25 protein-coding genes and 2 pseudogenes are annotated in these 23,483 nt (G+C 33.7%); 12 read left to right on the top strand and 15 right to left on the bottom strand.

What is annotated here, in order from left to right:
- Window positions 1-123: 123 nt before the first annotated feature.
- A complete protein-coding gene (locus tag ABIQ27_RS11175) occupies window positions 124-972 on the top strand; it encodes a DUF2911 domain-containing protein (RefSeq protein WP_348033982.1) in 849 nt (282 codons plus the stop codon).
- A 56-nt stretch (window positions 973-1,028) separates the two neighbouring features.
- Here the strand turns inward: ABIQ27_RS11175 and ABIQ27_RS11180 are convergent, their stop codons facing one another.
- Together ABIQ27_RS11180 and ABIQ27_RS11185 are read right to left on the bottom strand one after the other, a co-directional pair.
- Window positions 1,029-2,750, bottom strand: coding sequence for a sodium:solute symporter (locus ABIQ27_RS11180; protein ID WP_348033983.1), 1,722 nt, complete (start codon window positions 2,748-2,750; stop codon window positions 1,029-1,031).
- Between the two features lie 112 nt (window positions 2,751-2,862).
- The gene (locus ABIQ27_RS11185; RefSeq protein WP_348033984.1) at window positions 2,863-5,352 is read right to left on the bottom strand and encodes a PIG-L family deacetylase; all 2,490 of its coding nucleotides are present in this window, start codon (window positions 5,350-5,352) and stop codon (window positions 2,863-2,865) included.
- A 184-nt stretch (window positions 5,353-5,536) separates the two neighbouring features.
- Between ABIQ27_RS11185 and ABIQ27_RS11190 the strand changes: the two genes are divergently transcribed.
- From ABIQ27_RS11190 to ABIQ27_RS11210, 5 genes are read left to right on the top strand one after another with little or no spacing between them, the layout of a single operon-like run.
- Window positions 5,537-5,782 carry a hypothetical protein gene (locus ABIQ27_RS11190; protein ID WP_348033985.1) on the top strand — a complete coding sequence of 82 codons (246 nt, stop codon included), beginning with the start codon at window positions 5,537-5,539 and terminating at the stop codon, window positions 5,780-5,782.
- A complete protein-coding gene (locus ABIQ27_RS11195) occupies window positions 5,775-5,930 on the top strand; it encodes a lmo0937 family membrane protein (protein ID WP_348033986.1) in 156 nt (51 codons plus the stop codon). Before ABIQ27_RS11190 ends, ABIQ27_RS11195 begins: the two co-directional genes overlap by 8 nt.
- 31 nt (window positions 5,931-5,961) lie before the next feature.
- Window positions 5,962-6,288 (top strand): YtxH domain-containing protein, encoded by a 327-nt coding sequence (locus ABIQ27_RS11200; protein ID WP_348033987.1) that lies wholly within the window; start codon window positions 5,962-5,964, stop codon window positions 6,286-6,288.
- A gap of 33 nt (window positions 6,289-6,321) precedes the next feature.
- Complete coding sequence (locus ABIQ27_RS11205; protein WP_348033988.1) at window positions 6,322-6,675, top strand: phage holin family protein; 354 nt, start codon at window positions 6,322-6,324, stop codon at window positions 6,673-6,675.
- Between the two features lie 3 nt (window positions 6,676-6,678).
- Window positions 6,679-7,014 carry a hypothetical protein gene (locus ABIQ27_RS11210; RefSeq protein WP_348033989.1) on the top strand — a complete coding sequence of 112 codons (336 nt, stop codon included), beginning with the start codon at window positions 6,679-6,681 and terminating at the stop codon, window positions 7,012-7,014.
- A 73-nt stretch (window positions 7,015-7,087) separates the two neighbouring features.
- On the opposite strand, the gene ABIQ27_RS11215 is transcribed toward ABIQ27_RS11210, so the two are convergent.
- The 10 genes from ABIQ27_RS11215 to ABIQ27_RS11260 all read right to left on the bottom strand — a co-directional run bounded on the left by ABIQ27_RS11215 (window position 7,088) and on the right by ABIQ27_RS11260 (window position 13,595).
- Window positions 7,088-7,474 carry a hypothetical protein gene (locus ABIQ27_RS11215; protein WP_348033990.1) on the bottom strand — a complete coding sequence of 129 codons (387 nt, stop codon included), beginning with the start codon at window positions 7,472-7,474 and terminating at the stop codon, window positions 7,088-7,090.
- 269 nt (window positions 7,475-7,743) lie between these two features.
- Window positions 7,744-8,205: a hypothetical protein gene (locus ABIQ27_RS11220; protein ID WP_348033991.1), complete on the bottom strand. Its 462-nt coding sequence runs from the start codon at window positions 8,203-8,205 to the stop codon at window positions 7,744-7,746.
- Window positions 8,206-8,278: 73 nt separating this feature from the next.
- Complete coding sequence (locus tag ABIQ27_RS11225; RefSeq protein WP_348033992.1) at window positions 8,279-8,428, bottom strand: lmo0937 family membrane protein; 150 nt, start codon at window positions 8,426-8,428, stop codon at window positions 8,279-8,281.
- Between the two features lie 20 nt (window positions 8,429-8,448).
- Window positions 8,449-8,760, bottom strand: coding sequence for a hypothetical protein (locus ABIQ27_RS11230; protein WP_348033993.1), 312 nt, complete (start codon window positions 8,758-8,760; stop codon window positions 8,449-8,451).
- A 141-nt stretch (window positions 8,761-8,901) separates the two neighbouring features.
- Window positions 8,902-9,432, bottom strand: a complete 531-nt coding sequence (locus ABIQ27_RS11235; protein WP_348033994.1) for a mechanosensitive ion channel family protein — start codon at window positions 9,430-9,432, stop codon at window positions 8,902-8,904.
- 30 nt (window positions 9,433-9,462) lie between these two features.
- Window positions 9,463-10,716 (bottom strand): AI-2E family transporter, encoded by a 1,254-nt coding sequence (locus ABIQ27_RS11240; RefSeq protein ID WP_348033995.1) that lies wholly within the window; start codon window positions 10,714-10,716, stop codon window positions 9,463-9,465.
- A 30-nt stretch (window positions 10,717-10,746) separates the two neighbouring features.
- Entirely contained in the window at window positions 10,747-11,331 is a 585-nt protein-coding gene (locus ABIQ27_RS11245) for a Maf-like protein (protein ID WP_348033996.1), read from the bottom strand.
- The gene (locus ABIQ27_RS11250) at window positions 11,318-12,250 is read right to left on the bottom strand and encodes a geranylgeranylglycerol-phosphate geranylgeranyltransferase (RefSeq protein WP_348033997.1); all 933 of its coding nucleotides are present in this window, start codon (window positions 12,248-12,250) and stop codon (window positions 11,318-11,320) included. Before ABIQ27_RS11250 ends, ABIQ27_RS11245 begins: the two co-directional genes overlap by 14 nt.
- A 72-nt stretch (window positions 12,251-12,322) precedes the next feature.
- Window positions 12,323-12,850, bottom strand: a complete 528-nt coding sequence (locus ABIQ27_RS11255) for an HAD-IIIA family hydrolase (RefSeq protein WP_348033998.1) — start codon at window positions 12,848-12,850, stop codon at window positions 12,323-12,325.
- Window positions 12,834-13,595, bottom strand: a complete 762-nt coding sequence (locus ABIQ27_RS11260; protein ID WP_348033999.1) for a DUF2520 domain-containing protein — start codon at window positions 13,593-13,595, stop codon at window positions 12,834-12,836. The genes ABIQ27_RS11255 and ABIQ27_RS11260 overlap by 17 nt, the downstream gene beginning before the upstream one ends.
- A 153-nt stretch (window positions 13,596-13,748) precedes the next feature.
- On the opposite strand from ABIQ27_RS11260, the gene ccsA reads away from it, so the two are divergent.
- Entirely contained in the window at window positions 13,749-16,952 is a 3,204-nt protein-coding gene (ccsA, locus tag ABIQ27_RS11265) for a cytochrome c biogenesis protein CcsA (RefSeq protein ID WP_348034000.1), read from the top strand.
- Window positions 16,953-17,008: 56 nt separating this feature from the next.
- Here ccsA and ABIQ27_RS11270 read toward each other — a convergent pair whose 3' ends face one another.
- A complete protein-coding gene (locus ABIQ27_RS11270) occupies window positions 17,009-17,797 on the bottom strand; it encodes an anti-sigma factor (RefSeq protein ID WP_348034001.1) in 789 nt (262 codons plus the stop codon).
- Window positions 17,798-18,328, bottom strand: coding sequence for a sigma-70 family RNA polymerase sigma factor (locus ABIQ27_RS11275; protein ID WP_348034002.1), 531 nt, complete (start codon window positions 18,326-18,328; stop codon window positions 17,798-17,800).
- A gap of 142 nt (window positions 18,329-18,470) precedes the next feature.
- On the opposite strand from ABIQ27_RS11275, the gene ABIQ27_RS11280 reads away from it, so the two are divergent.
- The 5 genes and pseudogenes from ABIQ27_RS11280 (at window position 18,471) to ABIQ27_RS11300 (ending at window position 21,911) form a co-directional block, all read left to right on the top strand.
- Complete coding sequence (locus ABIQ27_RS11280; RefSeq protein ID WP_348034003.1) at window positions 18,471-19,121, top strand: DUF4331 family protein; 651 nt, start codon at window positions 18,471-18,473, stop codon at window positions 19,119-19,121.
- Between the two features lie 22 nt (window positions 19,122-19,143).
- A complete protein-coding gene (locus ABIQ27_RS11285) occupies window positions 19,144-19,707 on the top strand; it encodes a DUF4331 family protein (protein ID WP_348034004.1) in 564 nt (187 codons plus the stop codon).
- Window positions 19,708-19,861: 154 nt separating this feature from the next.
- Window positions 19,862-20,134, top strand: a pseudogene (locus ABIQ27_RS11290) (DUF4331 family protein); the annotation flags it as partial.
- 84 nt (window positions 20,135-20,218) lie between these two features.
- Window positions 20,219-21,070: pseudogene (locus ABIQ27_RS11295) on the top strand (DUF4331 family protein).
- Between the two features lie 157 nt (window positions 21,071-21,227).
- Window positions 21,228-21,911: a HupE/UreJ family protein gene (locus ABIQ27_RS11300; RefSeq protein WP_348034005.1), complete on the top strand. Its 684-nt coding sequence runs from the start codon at window positions 21,228-21,230 to the stop codon at window positions 21,909-21,911.
- 3 nt (window positions 21,912-21,914) lie between these two features.
- Here ABIQ27_RS11300 and ABIQ27_RS11305 read toward each other — a convergent pair whose 3' ends face one another.
- On the bottom strand, window positions 21,915-23,213 hold the full coding sequence (locus tag ABIQ27_RS11305) for a hypothetical protein (RefSeq protein WP_348034006.1): 1,299 nt from the start codon (window positions 23,211-23,213) through the stop codon (window positions 21,915-21,917).
- Between the last annotated feature and the right edge of the window lie 270 nt (window positions 23,214-23,483).

A 23,483-nucleotide genomic window follows, 5' to 3' on the forward strand; every position in this document is an offset into this window, starting at 1 on the left:
TAAAAGTAATACATTTGTTTATTTATATTTAAAATACATTAAACAAAATATATTTAAGTTATTCTTAACACACTTCAATTCATACTATTTATAAATTTGAGAAACTTTCTAAACTCTCAACAAATGAAAAAAATTATTTTTGTTTTAGCAACTATGATTGCTAGCTATGTTCTTCACGCACAGGTAAAAACTCCGGCTCCAAGTCCGCATTCAACAATAACACAAGTTGTTGGTTTGACTGATGTAACAGTAGATTATTCTCGTCCAAGCGCCAAGGGAAGAGTTATTTTTGGTGACTTAGTTCCTTTTGGTAAACTTTGGAGAACTGGTGCCAATGCAAATACAACGGTTTCATTTAGTGAAGATGTTGTAATAAATGGCAGTACTCTTAAAAAAGGAAAATATGCTTTATACACTACGCCAAAAGCTGATATGTGGGAAGTAATTTTCTATTCAGATACCGACAATTGGGGAACACCTGAAAACTGGAATGTCAACAACGTAGCTGTTTCGACTAATGTAGATCCAATTGCTCTTAATAATAATGTGGAATCATTCACTATTTCGGTTGGCAATCTAACCAATGATAGTGGGACATTAGATATTTCCTGGGAAAAAACAATGGTTTCCATTAAGTTCGATGTGCCTACACAAAAAGCTGCAATGGCAAGCATCGAAAAGACTTTGGCTGGAGCAACGGCTGGTGATTATTTTTCTGCTGCTCAATATTATTACAATTCCAACGGAGATATGAATAAAGCATTGGAGTATGTAAACAAAGCTATTTCAATGGCTAAGGAAGAAGTTCCTTTTTGGCAATTGCGTCAAAAATCATTAATACAAGCTAAACTTGGTGATAAGACCGGAGCTATTGCCACAGCAAATTTATCTTTGGCTGGAGCAACTAAAGCTAAAAATAATGATTACGTTAAGATGAATAACGACAGTATAAAAGACTGGAGTAAAAAATAGTATTCCCTTTCCAATAAAAACCGACCACGATTTCTGTTAAGGATTTCGTGGTTTTTTTATGCAATCACTTTTTGTTTTCCTTTAAAGAAGAATTGGGAAAACATAGACAATAGTACTGTTAGCGACGCACCGATGAAATTCAGCCATAAATAACCTAATTTTTCCTGACCAGTCGGATAGATATGAATGGTGTAATAGTAGATAAAAAATATCGTAATCTGACTAACAACAGCACTATAGAAAATAGCATTTGCTTTTACAAACTTGATATAAAATCCAACCAGGAATACGCCCAATACTGTTCCGTAGAAAATGGAACCAACAATATTTACCAACTGAATAAGGTTTTCAAATAATGTTCCCACGCATGCAAAACCAATTGCAATTATTCCCCAAAGCAGTGTGAAAGACTTTGTAGCATTCACATAATGTTTTTCGGATTTTTCTTCAGTAATATTTCGTTTGTAGATATCAATAGCAGTGGTGGAAGCCAGTGCTGTTAATCCGGAAGCCGAAGATGACATCGCGGCAGAAAGGATTACCGCCAACAAAAGTCCGATTAAGCCCGAAGGCAAATAGTGCAAAATGAAATAAATGAAGACATAATCTTTATCATTGGTTTCTGCTTTTTCATCAACTTTGGCAATAATTTCTTTGGCTTCATCATGCAAATCTCTTTCTTTTCCCGATAAGGATAGTAACTTATGTCTTAGGATTTTATTGTCGTAGCCTTGATTAAGGTGGTCAATATAAATAAGATTGAACTCTTTCTTTTCTTCTGATAATTGTGCTAATTGCTTTTCAAGTGAATGGTATTCTGCTGCATATTTAGATTTTTCAATCGCTGTTTTATTTACCGGATTGAAGTTCAGCGGCACAGGATTGAATTGAAAAAAGACAAATACCATCACGCCGGTCAATAAAATAAAGAACTGCATCGGCACTTTCAAAAAACCATTCATGATTAAACCCATCTGGCTTTCTCTATCTGACTTTCCGGATAAATAACGTCCAACTTGTGACTGATCTGTTCCGAAATAGGAAAGCATCAAGAAAAATCCACCGGTGATTCCGCTCCAGAAAGTATATCTGTTTTCCGGGTCAAATGAGAAATCCAGAATATTCATTTTATCATTGGCACCGGCAATATGCATTGCATTGGAAAATGTCATGTCATTGGGTAACAAATGCAATATCAAAAAGAAAGTGACAAACATACCCAGCATAATGACAAACATCTGTTGTTTTTGCGTAACATTGACGGCTTTGGTTCCACCGGCAAAAGTGTAAATGATAACCAAAATCCCGATGATAATATTGAGCATCGTTAAATTCCAACCCAAAATAGAAGAGAGGATAATTGATGGTGCATAAATGGTCAAACCTGTTCCCAAACCTCTTTGAATAAGAAACAAAATAGCAGTGAATGAGCGTGTCTTTAAATCAAACCGCTGTTCAAGATATTCATAAGCAGTGAATACTTTTAATTTGTGATAAATTGGAATAAAAGTCATTGAGATGACAACCATTGCGACTGGTAAACCAAAATAGAATTGCACAAATCCCATTCCGTCATGATAGGCTTGTCCCGGAGTTGAAAGGAAAGTTATTGCACTTGCCTGCGTTGCCATTACCGACAGACCAACTGTCCACCACGGAGTTTCTTTATTACCCAAAATGTAATCTTCTACATTTTTGCTTCCTTTAGTTTTATACACACCATAGAAAACAATAAATAAAAGTGTAACCGATAAGACAATCCAGTCGAGTTGTTGCATGGCTTAAAAGAATATTTGCATTAGTACAAAGAAGATAAGGATGTAAATGACATTAATCACTAAAACCCAAGTGTAACTGTTCTTCCAGGTGGTTGTTTTCTTGTTTTCCATATTATTTTCCGATTGCGATGATGTTTGCCAATAACCTAAATGCTCCCGAAACACCTTCGGGTAATTCTCTAAAGAAACTTAAGCCTGTATATACATAATTTCCTTTACCGTATTTTGCAATTAACAGCGCTCCGTTTTTTGGTTTTTCTCCTTTGTCATTAGAAGAAAGAATAGGAGTAAAGGCAGCATCCCATTCGTTTGGATAATTCAAGCCTTGTTCTTGTTTCCAATCTTTAAAATCGTCAGCCGTGATTTTATTAGGATAATTCAAGACAGGATGTTTTGGATTTAGGAATCGCATTTCAGCATTTTCTTCGGTAACCCTGTCACGCGAAATTTTTAATGGAAATGGCGACATGTCTTTGGTAACCAAATCGTCTGTCGTATTATATTGGACAATCATCGTTTTGCCGTTTTTTACAAAATCCAATAAAATATTTTGCTTGAAAGCTAATGCGTTTACCGTATTGTAAGCCCGGATTCCAGTCATAACAACATCAAAGCTTTCGAGTCTTTCTGCTGAGATTTCTTCAGGTCTAATGATTTCGACTTCATAACCCATTTGCGTTAAGCTTTTTGGAACTTCATCGCCAGCGCCCATGATGTAAGCAATCTTTTCGTTCTTCGTTTTAATTTTTAAACGAATTGCTTTTGCTTCGGCAGGTTTCAACACCATTTGCTTATAGATGTGCGGATAGTTGATATCGATTTTATTTAAACTGTAGGTTTGACCGTCAACTGTTACGATGCTCTTGATACTTATATCACTGGCTTCTTTAGATGGAGAAACATTGAAAACTGCTGCTACTTCTTGTCCTTTTTTATCAATCGTAAAAGGAATTTCTGCTGGAGATACTTCCCAACCTTCAGGCACTTCTAGTTTTACGTTACCGTTAATCGCATCTTTACCTGCTTTTACTTTTACGGTGATGGTTTTGTCTCTATCGTTGTTGAAAATATAAACTTTCTCAGCGAAAGCTGAAGTCACAACCGGAACAATATCCAATGGCTGATAGACTTCGCCTTTTACATCATCATTGTATTTATAGACTACTTTTTTTTCAAATGGAATTGTTACGCCATTTATTTCAATCATAAAAACAGCTTTGACATCTCGCAATACATCGGCTTTACCAATGTTCTGCTGGTCTTTAACGGTGTACATCCCAATTGTTCCTTTTTTGTTTAACCAATAAGCATTGGTGAATTGTTCATCATTTTGCAATTCAACGTCAATAGTTCGGGTAATGGATTTGTTGTTAGTTAATTCCGTTACAGATTGAATTGACATTGAACTTGGAAATGTCTGAATAGTATTCAGGTTCATTTTCACATCGCTTCTATTAATGGCTTCAAGTTTTATTTTGATAGTACTTCCCGGAGTTGCTTCTTGGTTTTCGGCAACAGATTCAAGGTATAAACCGGCACATCCTGCAATGATTTTTTTAATTTCTTCCGATTTGATGGCTTTCCAATGTTCATCTTCCAGCTTTTGAATTAAATCGTAAGCTTTAACCAATTCGGGAATAGAAGCTGATGGGTTTTTGAAATCGAAAGCCTTTTCTACGTTAGCAAGTAAACCTCCAATTTCTTTTCCGCCTTTAACGCGGTTCCATGTTGTGTCGATTCCGTCAAAAATGTTGGCTTTGTCTTTTGGAGCATCGCCTTTTAGAAATTCCAAATATTCATCTTCTTCGCCGCGGGTTCCTGTAGAACCAAAACCTTGTGACTGATGACGACTTCGGCTTAGTGCTGCAATTTCCTGATTGGATTTGCCCAACGATTGATAATACGTTCCTATTTGCAGTTTGCTCAAATTGCTTTTATCGGCAGCATCAAATTTTTCTTTGCTTCCATAAAACCACCACGTAGTATTAAAGAATAAACGTTTGGGTTGCCAGGTTGTTGTGTATTGAAACTGATTTGGAAAAACGTTTGCATCATTTACTTTGTCAAAAGCTTCAAAACTCAACATAGCAGATGATGTATGATGACCGTGCGTTGTTCCAGGTGAGCGATGGTCAAAACGGTTGATGATTACATCTGGTTGGAATTTGCGAATGACCCAAATGATGTCACTTAGCACTTGGTCTTTATCCCAAATTTGCAAAGTTTCATCTGGATTTTTAGAAAATCCAAAGTCATTGGCACGTGTAAAGAATTGTACACCACCATCAATTTTGCGGGCTTCAATAAGTTCCTGTGTTCTGATTACACCAAGTTGTTCACGTAATTCAGGACCTATTAGGTTTTGTCCTCCATCACCACGTGTCAAAGATAAATAACCGGTTTGTGCTTTGACATCATTGGACAAATAGGCAATCAGGCGTGTGTTCTCATCATCGGGATGTGCGGCAATATATAAAACAGAACCGAGGAAGTTTAGTTTTTGGATCTGATTGTATAATTCTACGGCATTAGGTTTAGCGGGTTGTTGAGCTAATGCATTTATAGTTAGTAAAAGTAGTGAGAATAGTATAAAGTGTTTCATGTGAAATGGTTTGCCATTGCTCAAATATAGTAATTTAAGTATTCAATATTCAGAGATTAGCATTGAGTTTAACAGTTTTTTAGACTTTACTTTATGGGATAAATATAACTAATTTTTAAAATCGTGTAATGCTTTTACAGCTACTGTTGACCAACTTTGTAACATAATTTAAAAACATCTGATTATGGATACTATAGATGAAAGAGGTTTTAGAATTCCAGGAGATTGGGATTTAAAATCTAAATTATTGAGGCGAAGATTTCCGCAATTAACTCTTTCCGATTTGGAATTTGAAAAAGACCGGGAAATCGATTTGTTAAAACGAATTGAAACACGGCTCAATAAAAAACGAAACGAAGTAATAGAAATTATCAAAAATACAATACCAAACAAATTTATTAATAACTTAAAAATTAAATATCATGAGTAATTTACTTTATACAGTTGCAGTAATCCTATTAATATTATGGGCATTAGGCTATTTTGCCTACGGAATGGGTAACATAATCCACGTTCTTTTAGTCATAGCAATCATTGCTATATTATTTAGAGTTATAAAAGGTAATGATCCTATTTAATCTTAATAAATAATTTAAAAATCAATATAAAATGAAAAATTCAAGTAGTACAACGAAAGTGGTAGGTGCCTTAGTATTAGGTGCAGCTGCCGGAGCAGCATTAGGAGTGTTATTTGCTCCTAAGAAAGGTTCAGAAACAAGAAAAGACATTGCAGATAATGCAAAGAAAATGTCAAAAAATGTAAAAAATAAATTCAAAGGCCAAGTTGATGAGTTGAAAAATCAGGTTGCCAAAGCTGAGAAATTCCTTGAAGACAATGTTTCAAGTGCAAAAAACTCTGTAGAAGATAAAGTTACTAATGCTAAAAGCAATTTTGAACACAAAATCGGTAATGTTGTTGATGCAGCAAAATCTTAAACCTCGAATTGTTTAACCCTTATTGTCCTCAATATGCAACTAAATGAAAAATTAGAAGCGCTGACTGACAGCTTGAAAGAGTATGCAGACACTAACTATGAGCTCATTAAATTGGAAGTCATTGATCATTCTTCGGATATAATTTCAGGACTTATCAGTGCACTCATAGTTGGAGTCATGTTAGTTTTATTCCTTCTTTTTGGTAGTGCTTATGTTGCTTATTATTTATCTGATTTGCTTCAGATAGATTATATAGGGTTTGCTATTGTTGGTGGATTTTACCTTCTCGTGGCCATCATTTTTCATTTCAATAAAAAGAAATTAATTGAAGGTCCGGTTTGCAACAACTTTATTAAAAGAAAAATGGCCAAAAAATCACAATACTAATTTATGGAAACTACAGCTATAGCATGTGAAAAAGACCTAATGGATAGAATTGCCGAATTGAAAATTCTCAAATCACAGCAGGAATCAATTATCAGCGAACAATTTAAAGACTTAAAAGATTCTTTAAACATTGGAACAATTCTAAAGGAATCTGTTGCGCATATTGCTGCAGATAGTGAAACACGTAACGATTTGGTCAAAATAGCAGCTACCACCGGTACAAAATATGTAATAGAAAAAGTACTGGGAAGTAATAATAGTATTAAAAGATTTCTCGGCTCAATGTTAGCTGAAAAAGTTTCAAATACATTCATTGGTAAAATGATTTCGAAACTTTAGAACTCACATTTACACCATAAAAAAAACCTCTTATCGAAATAAGAGGTTTTTTTATGTAAATAAGTATACGTTTTTATTCAGTAGAAGCAGAAGCACTTTGATTTGCAAATCTGCCTTTAGAATTATAAGGATACATTTTCTTATGGGTTTTGAGAAGTTGGTATGGTTCATCACCATCAAAATCCGTAATAGATACTCTTACTTTGTTGTAAAGCGAATAACCACCATAATTAGTTGGTAAATTTTCAGATTTTTGCCATTGCCCATCTACTTTATAATGATAAACTAATTCAAGATTATCAAAATAGGCTTCAAGGTTTGGGAAATAATAATACCGGACATAACAGTTCGTTTTAGAATCAATAGGTAACGAAGACACATCACCTTTGGAAGTCTGTGCACTCGACAAATAGCAAGTAAAAAGAAACAGCACCAGGAATAGTTTTTTTAATGATTTCATGATTTTGACTTTTTGTTTTTAAGTTTTGGGGCACAAAACGATACAATCATTTTACAAAACATAAAAAATTATTAGACAAATGTATATAATAAATTTTCAATAAAACAGTCAAAACGCAAAAAAAATCGACGAAATACACTTTAGTCAATTTTTTTTAAGAATTGTATTATACAAAATATTGATTATCAAGACTTTTGTATTTGTAATACATTATGTAATAAAAAAAAGCAAAGACTAAGTCTTTGCTTTTTAATGGATTTTATAAATTTTTATTTTTTTCCGTGGCCTTTTCCTTTTCCAGGTGTACCATTAGGTTTTCCTTTTCCTTTCATTTGTCCGTAATGGTTACCATTGTCGTGACCATTTTTCTTCCAGGCTTTACTTCCTACATATTTCACTTTATGTTTACTATATAATTTATAAGGAGCATTACCTCTATAGTCTGTTAAGTAAACGGTTTTACCTTTATATAAGTCATAACCTGAGTAACGGGTTGGAAGTACAGCTGTACGAGTCCAAACACCATTTTTTTGATATATATATCGTTGAGCAGGTACATCATAGTATGTTTCAATATCCGGAAGATAATAATAATTTACTTTGGCCGGAGCAGTTGGTGCCCATTTTGGAGTGATTCCATAGGTTCGATCCACTTTTACTGCTACCTGAGCTTTTGTATTGAATGCAATTAATAATAAAGCTGCAAGCATCAATGATTTTATAGTTTTCATAATTTAATTATTTTTAGTTATACTTAATGTTGTTTGAAATAATCATGCCAATTTTTTTTGAATGGCTGATTTGTTAAGATCTTCCTCTGATTAACCGCAATATTATTGCGATTACAGCTATAACCAGCAGAACGTGAATTAATCCACTAGTGCCATAAACAAAATATCCCAAGGCCCAAAGGATGACCATTATTATTGCTATTGTGTAAAGTAAATTTTGCATTTTTCTTCTTTTAGATTTGACTATAAAAGAATAATTAGCAAAAGGATAATTATAATAATAGCCCCGACTGAAAGATAAACGCCATTTCCTGTTGATTTTAGATTTGTTTTAATTGCTCTAACTTCTTTTCTAAGTGATTTTCTTTCTGAAGAAGTCAACTCTGATTTGTCCATTTTTTTTATTTCTTCCAATCTGTTGAGCATTACTTTTACTTCAGCAGGCACTTCCTTAGTAGTAGTGCTTACAGCCGCTGGTTCAGGAGAATTTGCGAACATTGGTGTAATTGATAAAGTCATTAACATTATCATCGTGTAAAAAGTCATTTTTTTCATCTTAAGTTGTTTTTTGAATTAAGCATTATTGCTTACGGTAAAATTGCAACTAAATGAAATGAGTAATGTTACACATATTTTGGTATAAGTTATGGAATTCACACCTAAGAAATATTTTGTTAAAATGAGATTTAATAAATATCAATCAGTAAATTCTTTGTCTTCAAATTTAGATGTGATGATAGAAATACCTTTTTGTAGCAGTAGGTTATTTGGATAAGTAATACGTTCTCCTTTATCGGTTTTCAGATACATATGAAAAGCTTTTATATCTTCAATTTCGGCTTGTATTGGAAAATCTTTATCATGCACCTGAATAATATCTCCAATTCTAAAAGGAAAAAAGAAAAACAGGATAATCCCTGATGTAATATTACTCAAAATTGACCATTGAGCAAACATGGCAACACCAACTACAGTTGTCACCGAAGAAAGCGTAAAGAAAATATCCTTTTTTTGCACACCCCAAATTACTATTACTGCAATAATTGCGAGTACGTTTATCAATAAATGGATATACTTAATCACCAAATTGGTTCTATGTTCCATAATGGAAGATAGCTTGGCATAACGTCGAATTAGCTTTGCTGCGACGATTCTGAGAAATATAACAATTGCCAAAAGAATTCCTGTGGCAATAACTTCTTTGGTTAGACTAGAGAAGAATAACATATTTTTTTATGTAAAAATACTTAATAAAAACTATTTGTCAACGTTGATATCTGCGCTATTTTGATCTTTTTCCAGGCTATCTTCTGTTGGCGTGAGACTAATTTCTGTTGGTGTAATAGTAACTTCTGCAGGCATAGTTGGTGTTACATCAGTGCTTATATCAACAGGTGTTGATGTGTAACGATAATTGTAATGAGGAAATCTGATTTTATGCCATTCGAAAGTTTTAGGGATATCATCACCCAATAAATAACCCCAAGGTTCAAGTGTGTCGATTCGGTCGAAAATAACTTTCAGGATAGCTATAATTGGTATGGCCAGGAACATTCCGGTAATTCCACCTAAAACATTTCCAATAATGATTCCGACGATAGAAACCAAAGCATTGATTTGTACTTTTGAATTGACAAACATTGGTACCAGAATATTGTTATCGATTAACTGAACAACGAGGTTTACACCTATAACTCCTAAAGCAATAGTTAAATCTGTGGAGCCCGAAAGCGAAATTACAATACTCAATGCACCGGCAAAAAGGATTCCAATATAGGGAACCAAATTTAAAATACCGGTTATGATTCCGAGTAGTATGAAATATTCACATCCAATTAAATATAATCCAATAGTTGTTAATAAAGAAACAGCAATCATTTCAAATAACAATCCTGTGATATAACTTTGTACGGCAATCTTTATTTGAGATAAAACTTCACGCAATTTTTTGTGGCTTTCAGGTTTTACCAATTTACACAAAAACGTAACAAAATGATTTTGGTACAACAAAAACAGGAAAGTATAAATAGGGATCAAGGTTATATTTAAAAGAATGTCTGCAGCGGAATTTAAAGTGGTGCCGACAATTTTTTTGCCCGAACTCATGCTGTCACTCGTAGCGTTTGTGATAATTTCATTTTGTTCACGCTTGCTCAAATTGAAGTTTTCTCTAATCATTTGCTGAAAATGTTCTAAATGATAGTAGAAATTGTGTTTAATTTTTCCCCAATCATTTGTCATATCACTGATTTGAATGGATAAAAAATAGAAAACTCCCAAAAACAACAGCACAAAAAGAATAATTGCAAAAATGACAGCGATAAAATGTGGAAAGTGAAGCTTCCTAATCAAAAAGCTAACTATAGGTCTAAGCATTATCGCAAAAAGTAGGGCGAGCAGTATCGGACAAATAATTTCCTGACCAAAAAAAAGCGTAACGAATATTGTTGCCAAACTAATAAGCGTGGCCGAAAGTTTAATATAGAAAGGGAATTTAATAGTGTCAGACATAGCAGGTTGTTTTTCGTAAAGTTACTGTTTTCAGTTGTAATTTCTCAAGTAGTGGTATACTTTTTCTGTTGGTAGCCCAACCACATTGGTGTATGAACCATCAATTCTGGTAATGCCAACTAAGCCAATCCATTCCTGAATGCCATAAGCTCCGGCTTTGTCAAAGGGTTTGTAATTATCAAGATAATAATGAATGGCATCATCTGAAAGCTGATTGAAAGTCACTTTGGTAACATCGAAAATAGTTTCCGTTTTTTCAATTGTTTTAAAGCAAACTGAAGTAATTACTTCATGTGTTTCGTTTGATAACGATTTCAAAATGGCAAAAGCATCATCATAATCTTTAGGCTTTCCCAAAGCTTTGTTATTCAGCCAAACAATAGTATCGCTGGTTATCAGAATTTCATTTGCAGTTATTTCTCCGTCAAAAGCATTGGCTTTTAATTGGGCTAAATAATTTGTGATTTCTACACCTTGTAAGTCATCCGGATAAATTTCTTCAATATCTTTTAAGCGGATTTCGAAATCAAGATCTAAATCTTTGAAAAACTGCTGTCTTCTGGGCGAACCCGAAGCTAAGATTATTTTATAACCTTTGAGTTTATCCCTTAACATTATACATTATGTTTAAATTAATGGCTAAAATGGAAAGTATTCCAAAAAATATTATCCATTTCAAAACAGTACTTAGTAAACGAAAATCTTCTTTTGTTTTGGCATTCCAAATTTTAGCCACAAAGAAAATCATTGGCGCAATAACAAAAAGCAAACCGTAAATCACAGCATAATAAAGCTTAGATACCATTAAGTTGTTATTGATATACCAAAGCAAAATTAATGTAGCAATTATGCCTAATGCAGCAGCTATTTTCGAAGTTTTTTCAGTTCCAATTGCAATTGGTAATGTGCTCATTCCGCTATTGTAATCGCCTTCCACATCTTCCATGTCTTTCACTATTTCGCGAATCAAATTAATGATAAAAGCAAAAATCGCATAATCAATTAATATCGAAAACATAACGCCCATTTCTGTTTGATTACCTTCATAGGTAGCAGGCAACAAATCAAAAAGACCAATGATAATAACGCTAAAAGATAGGAGCAAGGCAACAATGATATTACCAACCAAAAGCATTTGTTTCAAACTTGTCGCATACATATATAAAGTGGCAGAAACAATTATAAATGCACCGGCAAAGCTAGGTTTGTGAATCACATTGGCTAAATAATAGCCAATAACAACACCAGCTATATTTAAAATAAAATACAAATTATAGGCAGTTTTTTCAGAAATGAGTTTACCAACAATTGCATTTTCTTTATCGTTATCACGATCAGTTTCCTGATCTAAAATGTCATTTATAATATATCCTGCAGCAGCAATTAAAACTGTTGCAAGAACCAACAATCCATATTGCCAATCGGTTAATGATAAAAATATGTTTTGGAATTTTAAAAATCCATAACGCAAAAGAAGCTGCATGAAAGCAAGCAGTAAGAGGTTTTGGTAACGTATTAATTTTAAGTATTTCATTTATTGTTAATTTGATTTATTCGTGGATTTGGTTATTCGTTTTAACTCATAATTCATAACTCATAATTTTAATCAATCGTGTTTGCCATTATAGTACATATGCCATTTGCCTTGTACTTTCATTACTTGTTCTATCATTTCCCGAACAGCGCCTTTTCCGCCTTTTTTATGCGAAATGTATTTGCAGATAGCTTTGATTTCCTGACTTGCATCCTGCGGACAAACAGGCATGCCAACTAACTGCATCACATGAAAATCGGGAATATCATCGCCCATATATAAAACCTGCTCCGGATTTATGTTGTATTTTGCAACGTATTCTTTAAAAGTGGCTACTTTATCCGACGAAGCCAAATGGATATCAGTAATTCCCAAATTTTTCAATCGGATCCGAACACCTTCATTATTTCCACCGGAAATGATACAAACATGATAACCGCTTTCAACAGCTGCTTTCATGGCAAAACCATCGCGGATGTTCATGATTCTCAACATTTCACCAGTAGGCGTAACATGAACCGAACTATCGGTTAAAACGCCATCTACATCAAAAATGAAGGTTGTGATGTTGTTTAGTATTTCCTTATAACTTTTTCCCATTATCGATAATAGATTTTGTTAACATTTTATAAATTTCCTTTTGATTGTCATCTGTCAGAAAGCTCAGATGTGCATTTATGGTTTGTGTGTCATTTCTTTTCGCTGGTCCGGTTTGCGCTTCATTTGGCGAAAGCGTCAAAATTTTATTGGCAGTTTCCTGAATTAATGGTTTTAGAATATCGAACGACAAATCATTTTCATTGCAGATATCGTTACCAATCTGATACAAATGATTGACAAAATTTGACACAAAAACAGCCGCTACATGCAATGCTTTTCGTTGTTCAGAATTGATTTTATATACTGTATTTGAAATAGATTTAGCAACAGTTTCAAGAATTTGAAAATCTTTCCCTTTTTGTGCTTCGATACAAATCGGAATGGTTTTAAAATCGACTTCCTTTGATTTTGAAAACGTTTGCAAAGGATAAAAAACACCTTTTCTGTTTTTGCTGTCGATTGCCTCTATTGAAACACTTCCCGAAGTATGTGCCACAAACTGATTGTTAAACGGAAATGCTGCAGAAACTTCTGCAATAGCATCGTCTGTTACTGCAATTATAAATAAATCAACAGCAATGAGTTCATTATAATTAGTGTGAATTTTGTCAATTGGAAGTAAATGAGAAACCGATGCTGCCTTTCTTGTAAATACCTGAACCAATTCAATATCAGCAGTTTTACTGAATGCTTGAATAAGATGTTGGGCAACATTTCCTGAACCAATAATTGACACTCGAATCATGTGGCTAAATTATTGAAAATTAATTTCATTTTTTAGTTTAAATAAAAGAAATGCGCAACTCTTAAAAAAGAATTAAAACCACAAATAAATGAAGTAGAAATCTATTTATTTACGTTATTTTTGTAGCACTTTTTTAAAAATTTATTCCAACTTATGGAAAAGAAAATATACTCGATTTTATTCTCTACACGATTAATGGCTCTTTTGTTTCTTGGTTTTGCGGTTGCGATGGCTACAGGAACATTCATAGAAAGTAAATACAATACGGATACAGCAAGAATTTGGGTTTACAATTCCTGGTGGTTTGAAGCCATCATGTTGTTTTTTGTGATTAATTTCGTTGGAAACATCAAGCGTTACAAGCTTTATAAAAAAGAAAAATGGGCAACATTGTTACTGCATTTGTCTTTTATTTTTATTATTTCGGGGGCTTTTATTACCAGATATATCAGTTTTGAAGGCATGATGCCAATTCGTGAAGGCGCAGTTTCGAATCAGTTTTATTCTGATAAAAATTATTTGACTGTTTTTGTGGATGGCATTCATAATGGGAAAATGATGCGCAGGGTTTTTGAAAAACCATTATTGCTTTCTCCGGTTGCAAATAATCATTTTTCTATTACTGACAAGTTTGATAAAATTCCATTAGAAATTGAGTATAAAGATTTTGTTCTCGATGCCAAAGAGACCATCAAGGAAACAGCAACCGGCGATGTTTATTTGAAATTAGTAGAATCGGGTGAAGGAACACGACATGAACATATGTTAAAAGAAGGCGAAGTCCAGAACATTCACAATGTGTTGTTTGCTTTGAATACCCCAACCCATGGCGCCATTAATATTGATACCAAAACCAATACTATTTCTTCTCCGTTTGATGGACAATTCATGCGAATGGCTGACAAACTGGAAGGAAAAGTGACAAAAGATTCTGTTCAAACGTTGATGTATCGCTCGTTATATAATGTTGGTGGTTCTCAATTTGTAATTCCGGATCAACCAAAAAAAGGAATTAAATCATACAAACCAAGTGGTAATTTCAAAGCTAAAAATGGAGATGATGCGGTTACGTTACTCGTAAAAACTGATGGTAAAGAACAAGAAGTTACATTAGTTGGCTCAAAAGGAAAACAAGGCGAGCCAAAGGTTGTCAAACTAGGAAGTTTAGAGTTTACTTTGATGTACGGAAGCAAAGTTTATACACTTCCTTTTAGCTTAAAGCTGAACGATTTTATCGGTAAGAAACAGCCAGGCTCTGATACCAACTTTGCATCATTTGAAAGCAAAGTAACTATTATTGACAGCAATGAAAACAAAAACGTTCGAATTTATATGAACCATATCCTTGACCACAAAGATTATCGCTTCTTCCAGGCGTCTTTTGATCCTGATGAGAAGGGAACAGTGCTTTCGGTAAACCATGATTTTTGGGGAACAACTGTTACCTATGTTGGGTATTTCTTATTGTTCTTCTGCCTGATGGCTATTTTGTTTGTCAAAGGTTCACGTTTTACGGATTTGAAAAGAAAGTTGAGTAATATTGAAAAGAAGAAAGCCAAATTTGCCGCTCTTCTAATCTTATTGATTTCGTTTGATGGAATAGCTCAAAAACAGCCAAATCATAATGAGCAGCAGATAACTCAAAAACAGATTGATTCGGTTTTTACCAAATATAAAGTGGCAGAAAAAAATGCTGCCCAATTCGGAAGACTGGTGATTCAGGATGCCGGTGGAAGGATGAAACCTATCAACACATTTTCTTCAGAGCTATTGCGAAAAGTACATCACAAGGATACTTATAATGAAATGAATTCTGATCAGGTGTTTATTTCAATGGCTCAGTTTCCACAGCTTTGGTATGAAACAGAATTAATCTACATCAAAAAAGGGAATGACAGTATTCGTAAAATATTGGGAATTCCGGCAACACAGGAATTTGCCAGCTTCAGATCCTTTATCGACGACAAGGGAAACTATAAGTTAGGCAGCTATGTCGATGAAGCCAAAAAATCTGCGAACCAAACTCAGTTTGAAAAAGATTTCATTGCTGCTGACGAAAAGATCGAACTATTAAATATGGCACTCAGCGGGCAGATATTGACCATTTTCCCGGTACCAAAAGATTCGAATAACAAATGGGTTTCCTATTTAGACATCAGCCATCCTACAGGGACAGCACTTGATACCATCAAGCTGGCTTTACCTGCTTATTTTGAAGCAGCTGCCAAGGCAAGTCAGACAAAAAATTATACTATGGCAAATACATATTTAGCAGGTATTGAAAGGTATCAGCAAAAGTATGGAAGCGCCGTCCGACCTTCGGATAAAAAAATTGATTACGAGATATTGTATAACAAATATGATGTGCTGCAAAAATTGCCTTATTGGTATTTGATGGCTGCTGCCTTGATGTTTATATTTGTTATCCTCCAGATTTTCTTTGACAAAAAATGGGTTCGGATCATTATCAACATTATGCATCTCAGTATTGGATTGCTATTCGCTCTGCATACAACAGCATTAATTTTCAGGTGGTATATTTCGGGACACGCGCCATGGAGCAATGCCTATGAAGCTATTGTATATGTTGCCTGGTCTACAATGTTCTTTGGTTTGGCGTTTGCGTGGCCTAAAAGGAAACCAGCATTTTCAATCAAATACCTATTTGATTCTATATTCGGATTATTCTTCAAGAGCAAATCGAAGTTAACAGTTGCTTCGTGTGGGTTTGTTTCAGCTATGATATTAACAGCTGCTTACGCTAACTGGATTGATCCGCAGATTGGAAACTTACAGCCGGTATTGAATTCCTATTGGCTAATGATTCACGTTGCGGTTATAGTGGCGAGTTACGGGCCTTTTGCTGTGGGAGCTATTTTAGGATTTGTTTCTTTACTATTGATACTTTTCACCACAAAAGAGAACAAAGCTAAAATGGAACTGAACATCAAAGAAATAACGATTATCAACGAAATGTCTTTGACAGTTGGATTGGTAATGCTTTCCATCGGAAACTTCCTTGGTGGACAATGGGCAAATGAAAGTTGGGGAAGATATTGGGGCTGGGATCCAAAAGAAACCTGGGCTTTGATTAGCATTATGGTATATGCCTTTGTTATTCATGCTCGATTTGTTCCTGCATTACGCAATAAATGGTTGTTTAACCTGATGGCAATGTTTGCTTTCCTGTCGATATTGTTTACTTATTATGGTGTGAATTTCCACTTAACAGGTTTGCATTCGTATGCAAGCGGAGAAGCAAAATCACTGAGCTGGATTTGGTATTCACTAGGAACGATAAGTTTAATCGGAATTGTAACTTACCCAAAGTATAGAAAGTATTATAAAAAGAAATAAAAAAAGTCCTCTCGTTATTTGTAACGAGAGGACTTTTTTTTGCTTATTAATTTGATTTATACTTTTCCTAAAGTATATAATTGCTCCATAGTAGGCGAAGCGCTTCCGCCGGCTGGTTCAAGTGTGATTCCAAACGCTTCAGCATCTCCGGTTTTCTCTACAGCAAATATCCTGATTTTGTTTCCTTTGAAGTTGGTCAGCATACCAATGCTTGTTGGAGTTAATTGCGGAACTAATTTCAAAGACCAGATTTGGTATTCTTTTCCTTCTGGTGGTTCCGGTAATCCGCTGGCATCTACATAAACAACCTGAGTTTGTTTATTCCAGTAGATTTTAGCTTTAGCTGTTGGAGCAACTGCTTGTCCACCAAGCGTAACAATAGTATTAGTTTCGTCACGAACTACATTCAAAACAGTTTCAGTTTCCTTGTTTCTCGTTTCTAAATCAACTACAGTTTCCTGCAATTTTGATTTTTCTTGCTCTACAGTTACCACTTGATTTTTACATTCATTCACTTTTGAATATTGGTAACCAATACCAATCAACAATAGGATAGAAGCTGCCCAACCAAGATAAGTTGTCCAATTGCTTCCTGATTTCATTGTTACAACTTTACTGTGTTTCAGTTCCAGTTGTGATTTTATTTTTTCAAACTGACTATGAGAAATAAAAGGAGAAAAACTGCTTGAAAGGTTAATAATAGCCTTTTCAATAAATACAATTTCTTCTTTAACTTCCGCATGTTTGAAAGCCATAGCGGTAACTTCATCGTTTTCTGATTCGTTTAACAAACCATAAACATAAAGTTCCAAAATTCCTGATTCAATATATTCTTTAGTTTCCATTTATACTTTTAAAAAAGTTCGTAGGTCATTCATACAATTTCGATTTTGGGTTTTTACAGTTCCAAGCGGGATGGCTAGCTCATCCGAAGCTTCTTGCTGTGTAAATCCTTTGAAAAACAATAAATCTATTAACTGAATACATTTTGGTTTGAGTTTGTTTACAAAATCTCTTAATCCAATACTATCAATTTTATTCGTCAACTTATTACTGTCATCCAACAGATGTACGAAATTATCAGAAGAGAGGTTTTTTTGGCTGTTGTTATAACCTTTAGAACGTAACTTATCAATAGCAGTATTTCTAGTGATATTAAGCATCCATGTATATAAGCGTCCTTTGCTTTGATTATAGCTATCAATGTTTTTCCAAATCTTAACAAAGACTTCCTGAAGCACGTCTTCGGCTTCTTCCCGGTCTTTAATCAAATTGGTAATGATACTGAAAAGGCTTTTGGAATACATATCATACAATTGGGTGAATGCCCTTTCTTCCTTCCTTAATAATAAAGGTAATAAATCTTCTTGTGTCATAGCGATTAAATTATTTATTGTAAAAATAGGTAACTTTTATTTAAAACTACAATTTTAATTTTTTTCAAATTTTTAACATTTTTTTAAACCAAAAGGAATCTTATTCCGTACATGATTGTATTAACGTCAAAATTATAACATAATGAAAAAAACAAAATTACTTTTAGGTCTGTCGCTGGTGGCGATTTCAGGTCTAATTTTTATTGCTGCGGATCATGCTGATGCACCTGCAGTAACTGGTAATGCTTCAGACATTACCGATGTGTACGCCTTCCAGGGGCAAGACACGAATAACATGGTATTTGTAGTAAACACTCAGGGATTATTATCTCCGGGCGCAACAGCTGCAGCAGCATTTAGCGAAAATGTTCTAACAGAAATCAACATTGACAACAATGGCGATAATGTGGAAGATTTAGTAATTCAGGCAATTAGAAAAAACGACAAGATGTATTTCTTTGGACCGTTTGCTCCACAAACCACAGGTTTAACAAGTACTGTAAATACAACAGCAACAGCAAACAGCGTGGAAATTTCTAATTATGGCGAACCAGCTATTATTGGTCAAAAAAGCGGGATGAAATTCTTTGCCGGACCAAGAGACGATCCTTTCTTTTTTGACTTAGGTCAATTCAAAGCTATTTTAGCAGGAAATGCTACTGGTTTTAACAATCCAGGTACTGATTCATTTGCGGGAACCAATGTGCTTTCTATGGTAGTAGAAGTTCCTAAATCTTTATTAGGATCTTCTTCATCAATCAATATTTGGGCTGAAACCAAAACTAAACAATAACTAACTTAAATATTTAAAAATCATGAAAACAAATAAAATAACAAAGATAGTTTTGGGTTTACTATTTACTTCTGCCTTACTTGTTGGCTGTAGTAATGATGAAAAAATCGATTCAAGTGTAACTAATAAATTTGGTGTTAATTTTGCCGGAACATTTCTACAGAAGGATCAAATGGCACGACCAGCGATTAACACAGTATTTATTGCATCAGGTACACCTAAAGATGCATTCAATGCAACACTTCCTTCACAAATGGGGGCAGCTTATCAATCAGTATTCCAATCAAGATTATTGGCTTTAAACCCGGGCTATACAACCAATGCATTAGGACTTGATGCAGCAACTTTTACAGGGGTTTTAGCTACTGATGTACTGAATGTGAGCAAAACAGCACCAACAACCTTTTTTGATGGAACTAATGTTTTAACAGGAAGAACTTTAGGTGATGACGTGATTGATGTTGAATTATTATTGATTTTTGGTGGACCAACAGGTGGAGACAATGCTGGGTTGACTTCTGATCATGTTAATGCAAATGATAAAGCATTTACAGCGACATTCCCTTATCTAGCTACCGCTTGGTAAAGTTTTTTTGCTTAAAAAAAAGGCATATAGAGATATATGCCTTTTTTTATGAATTAAATATTTAGTTGAATTATACAAACTAAAAATCAAATTGTATAAAACCAAAAGATAAGTAGTCACGTACATTTGAATATAATCTTAAAAATAATTTAAAATGAAAAAAACAAAAATCTATTTAGGGCTATCGTTTTTAGCCATTTCTGGTCTAGTCTTTATTGCAGCTGACCACATTGACGCACCAGCGGTTACAGGTAATGCTTCTGATATTACTGATGTTTACGCTTTTCAGGGGCAAGACACCAACAACATGGTATTCGTTATGAATACTCAGGGTTTGTTAACGCCGGCTTCAACTGGAGCAGCAACATTCGACGAAAATGTATTGATGGAAATCAATATTGATAATACAGGAGACAATGTTGAAGACTTAGTTATCCAAGCTATTAGAAAAGGTGATAAAATTCATTTCTTTGGCCCAGTTGTTCCCGGAACCACAGGAACTACAAGTACAATCAAAACTGATGCTGAAATTGGGAGTGTGAAAATTTCTTCGTATGGTGCAGCTCCAATTATTTCTACTCAAAATGGATATAAGTTTTTTGCAGGATCAAGAGATGATCCATTCTTTTTTGATTTAGGTCGATTCCAAGCAATTTTAGCAGGAACTGCTTCTGCTTTTAGTCCAGTTGGTACTGACTCATTTGCTGGAACAAACGTACTTTCTGTAGTTATTGAAGTTCCAAAAACTTCATTAGGTTCAGCAGCCTCTATTAATGTGTGGGGAGAAACAAAAAGAAAACAATAATTAAATTAATATAAAAAGATGAAAACAAATAAATATATAATTGTAGCTGTAGTATTAGTAATATCTATGCTTTCAGTTAACTGTAGCAATGATTCCAATTCTCCGGATTATTCAGGAACATATGTGCAAAAAGATCAAATGGCGCGACCTGCTATTAACACAGTATTTGTAGCAGCGGGAGCACCTAAAGATGCCTTTAATGGTACTATTCCATCACAAATGGGTGCTGCATATCAAGCAACATTTCAAGCAAGATTATTAGCCTTAAACGCTGGTTATACAACAAATGCATTAGGACAAACAGCCTCACAATTAACAGGCTTATTATCAACAGATGTATTAAATGTAAAGACTAGCGGAACTACCACTTTTTTTGATGGTGTCCCAGCTCATACATTGTCTGGAAGAGCATTAGCAGATGACGTAATTGACGTTGAGCTTTTATTAATTTTTGGTGGTCCAACTGGCGGTGATAATCCAGGTTTAACTTCAGATAATGTCGATAGTAATGACAAACCATTTTTAACTTCATTTCCTTACTTAGCAGCTGCTTGGTAAAATGTATTAAAATAGTGAAGAGCACAATAATTTTATTGTGCTCTTTTTTTTTATCTAAAACCTAACCTACAAACATCACATTATGAAAGCAATTGCGGAAATAACTATGAGCTCTTTGATTGGTTTATTATCTTTACTAAAATAACTCTTCTAAAAAATGAAAAACAGATTACTTACTAATCATAAAATAAAATTTTTATGCTGTATTTTTTTATTTTCTGGAGTTTATCATACAGCTCATGCTCATGTTGCAGTTGTAGATTTAGAAGATATGTCTCCTAAAGACACTATTTTTCTTTATATAAAATTAGGGTTTCAACATATTATTCCACTAGGTATTGATCACATCTTGTTTGTGTTGAGTTTGTTTTTATTAAACCCAAAACTTAAACCGGTTTTACTGCAGGCCACAGCATTTACTGTTGCACATACTGTAACTTTAGGCTTGTCAATGTATCAGGTTATTAATCCACCAAGTGCTATTGTTGAACCAATTATTGCGCTGTCGATCATGTATGTCGCAATGGAGAATATTATTTCGCCAAATTTAAAACCATCACGAATTGGAATTGTTTTTCTTTTTGGATTAATTCACGGAATGGGATTTGCAAGTGTCTTAAGTAATTTAGGATTGCCGGAAAAATCATTTTTAACTTCACTATTGATGTTTAACGTAGGAGTAGAGTTAGGACAAATTACAATAATTGTATTGGCTTACTTTTTATTAGCAAAGTTTTTTGGAGATAAACCCTATTACCGAAAGTATATTGTTATTCCGTTGTCATCCATTATATTTATTATTGCAACCTATTGGACAATTGAAAGAATATTTTTTACTTAGAAATTATTCATTCAATTTAGATTTTAAATCGCGAGCAATACTTGGACTTAAATCGTAGTAATTTTCATTAGCAGCCTTGTAGAATTCTTCGGCATTGTACCCTTTTTTATTGGCTTCCATAAGTTTTCCCATATAATATAATTCTAAGGCCTCAAGCGGTTTACCTGAAATATATTTTTTATAAATAGCATTTGCCTCTTCAATTTTGTTATTAGCAAACAGGGAATAAGCATACCAAGAATAGGTTTGTGGTGTTGCTCTGTTTGTAAGTTCCGCTTTAGATAAAATTTCTGCCTTTGCAGGATTATTGAGTATTTGCGTATAAAGTTGAATCAAATATTTAGTGTACATTGAACCATAAATGCTGTCCGTTACAATACTTTCGTATTGTTTAGCATACTTTTTTTCGGCTACTAAATCTTTTTTGTGTTGCGCTACTAAAATTAATTTGTAAAGTGGTTCAGGAGATTTAGTTTTGGTTTGAACAAATTTGAATATTTTTTCGGCTAAAGCATCATTATTATCATGCTGTAAAGCAATCCAACCAATTCCCATTATACTATGTAAATCGGCACTATTTAATTTTATACTTTCTTTATAATCAGAATAAGCATTATCTAACTCTCCTACATGAGTATATAAATCAGCACCATTTGATAGGGAAATATTCCTTGAGGCAGCATCATTAACGACCATTTCAGTAGCTCGCTTCATAGAAGCTATAGACTGTTCGAAATCTCCATTATAATGAGCAAGTTTTGATTTTCTGAATTGATAACCAAAACCACCTTCTAGCTTCAGTTTCTCTAAATTTTCGGTAGCATTTTTAATATTTCCTAATTCAAAATCAACGTCAAAAGTAATAGTATATTCTTCCGATTTTCTTATTCCAAGAGATTTTGCTTTTTGTAAATACTCATTTGCCTTTTTAAAATGGTGTTGTAAAATCGAATTAGATGCAAGGAATAAAAAAATACCAGCTTCCTTATTATTAAAGTTTTTTTCAACATTAATTAATATACTATCAGCTGTTTTTACATCGTTAAAATCCCCCAATAAATTAAATCTTCCAACTAAGGTTGAAGCGTACTTTGGTTCGTTAACAATATCAAAACCATTTTTTTGAATTCTATTTTTCCAAAACTCCAGATTTTCCTGATTTATAGTAATTGCCTTTGGAGTTCCATAATTTGTTAGTAAACTATCAATATATGTTTTAGAAACAATAGGGGTATCTACATTTTTACATTGAATAAATAATAATGATGAAAGTACAATTATGGTTGATTTTAAAATTTGCATGATGTCTTTTTATGTGTTGCTAAAGTATAGAATTTTAATCTATAGTATTATTTTTTATGGTTATAAATAGTAATTGAAATTCGTTGCTTTAATTTCATGGTTTTTATTGAAAATCAAATCTATTAGTTACTTAATACTGCAACCAACAAAAAAATACGTAATTATCATAATAAAGGTTTTTTGTTATTGTTAAAACCTTTAAAACTAAGTCTCAATAGTGGTATTTCGACTGATATAAAAATTGTTAAAAAATGAAAACCAAATTTCTTT

Source organism: Flavobacterium sp., assembly GCF_039916025.1.
Taxonomy (GTDB): Bacteria; Bacteroidota; Bacteroidia; order Flavobacteriales; family Flavobacteriaceae; genus Flavobacterium.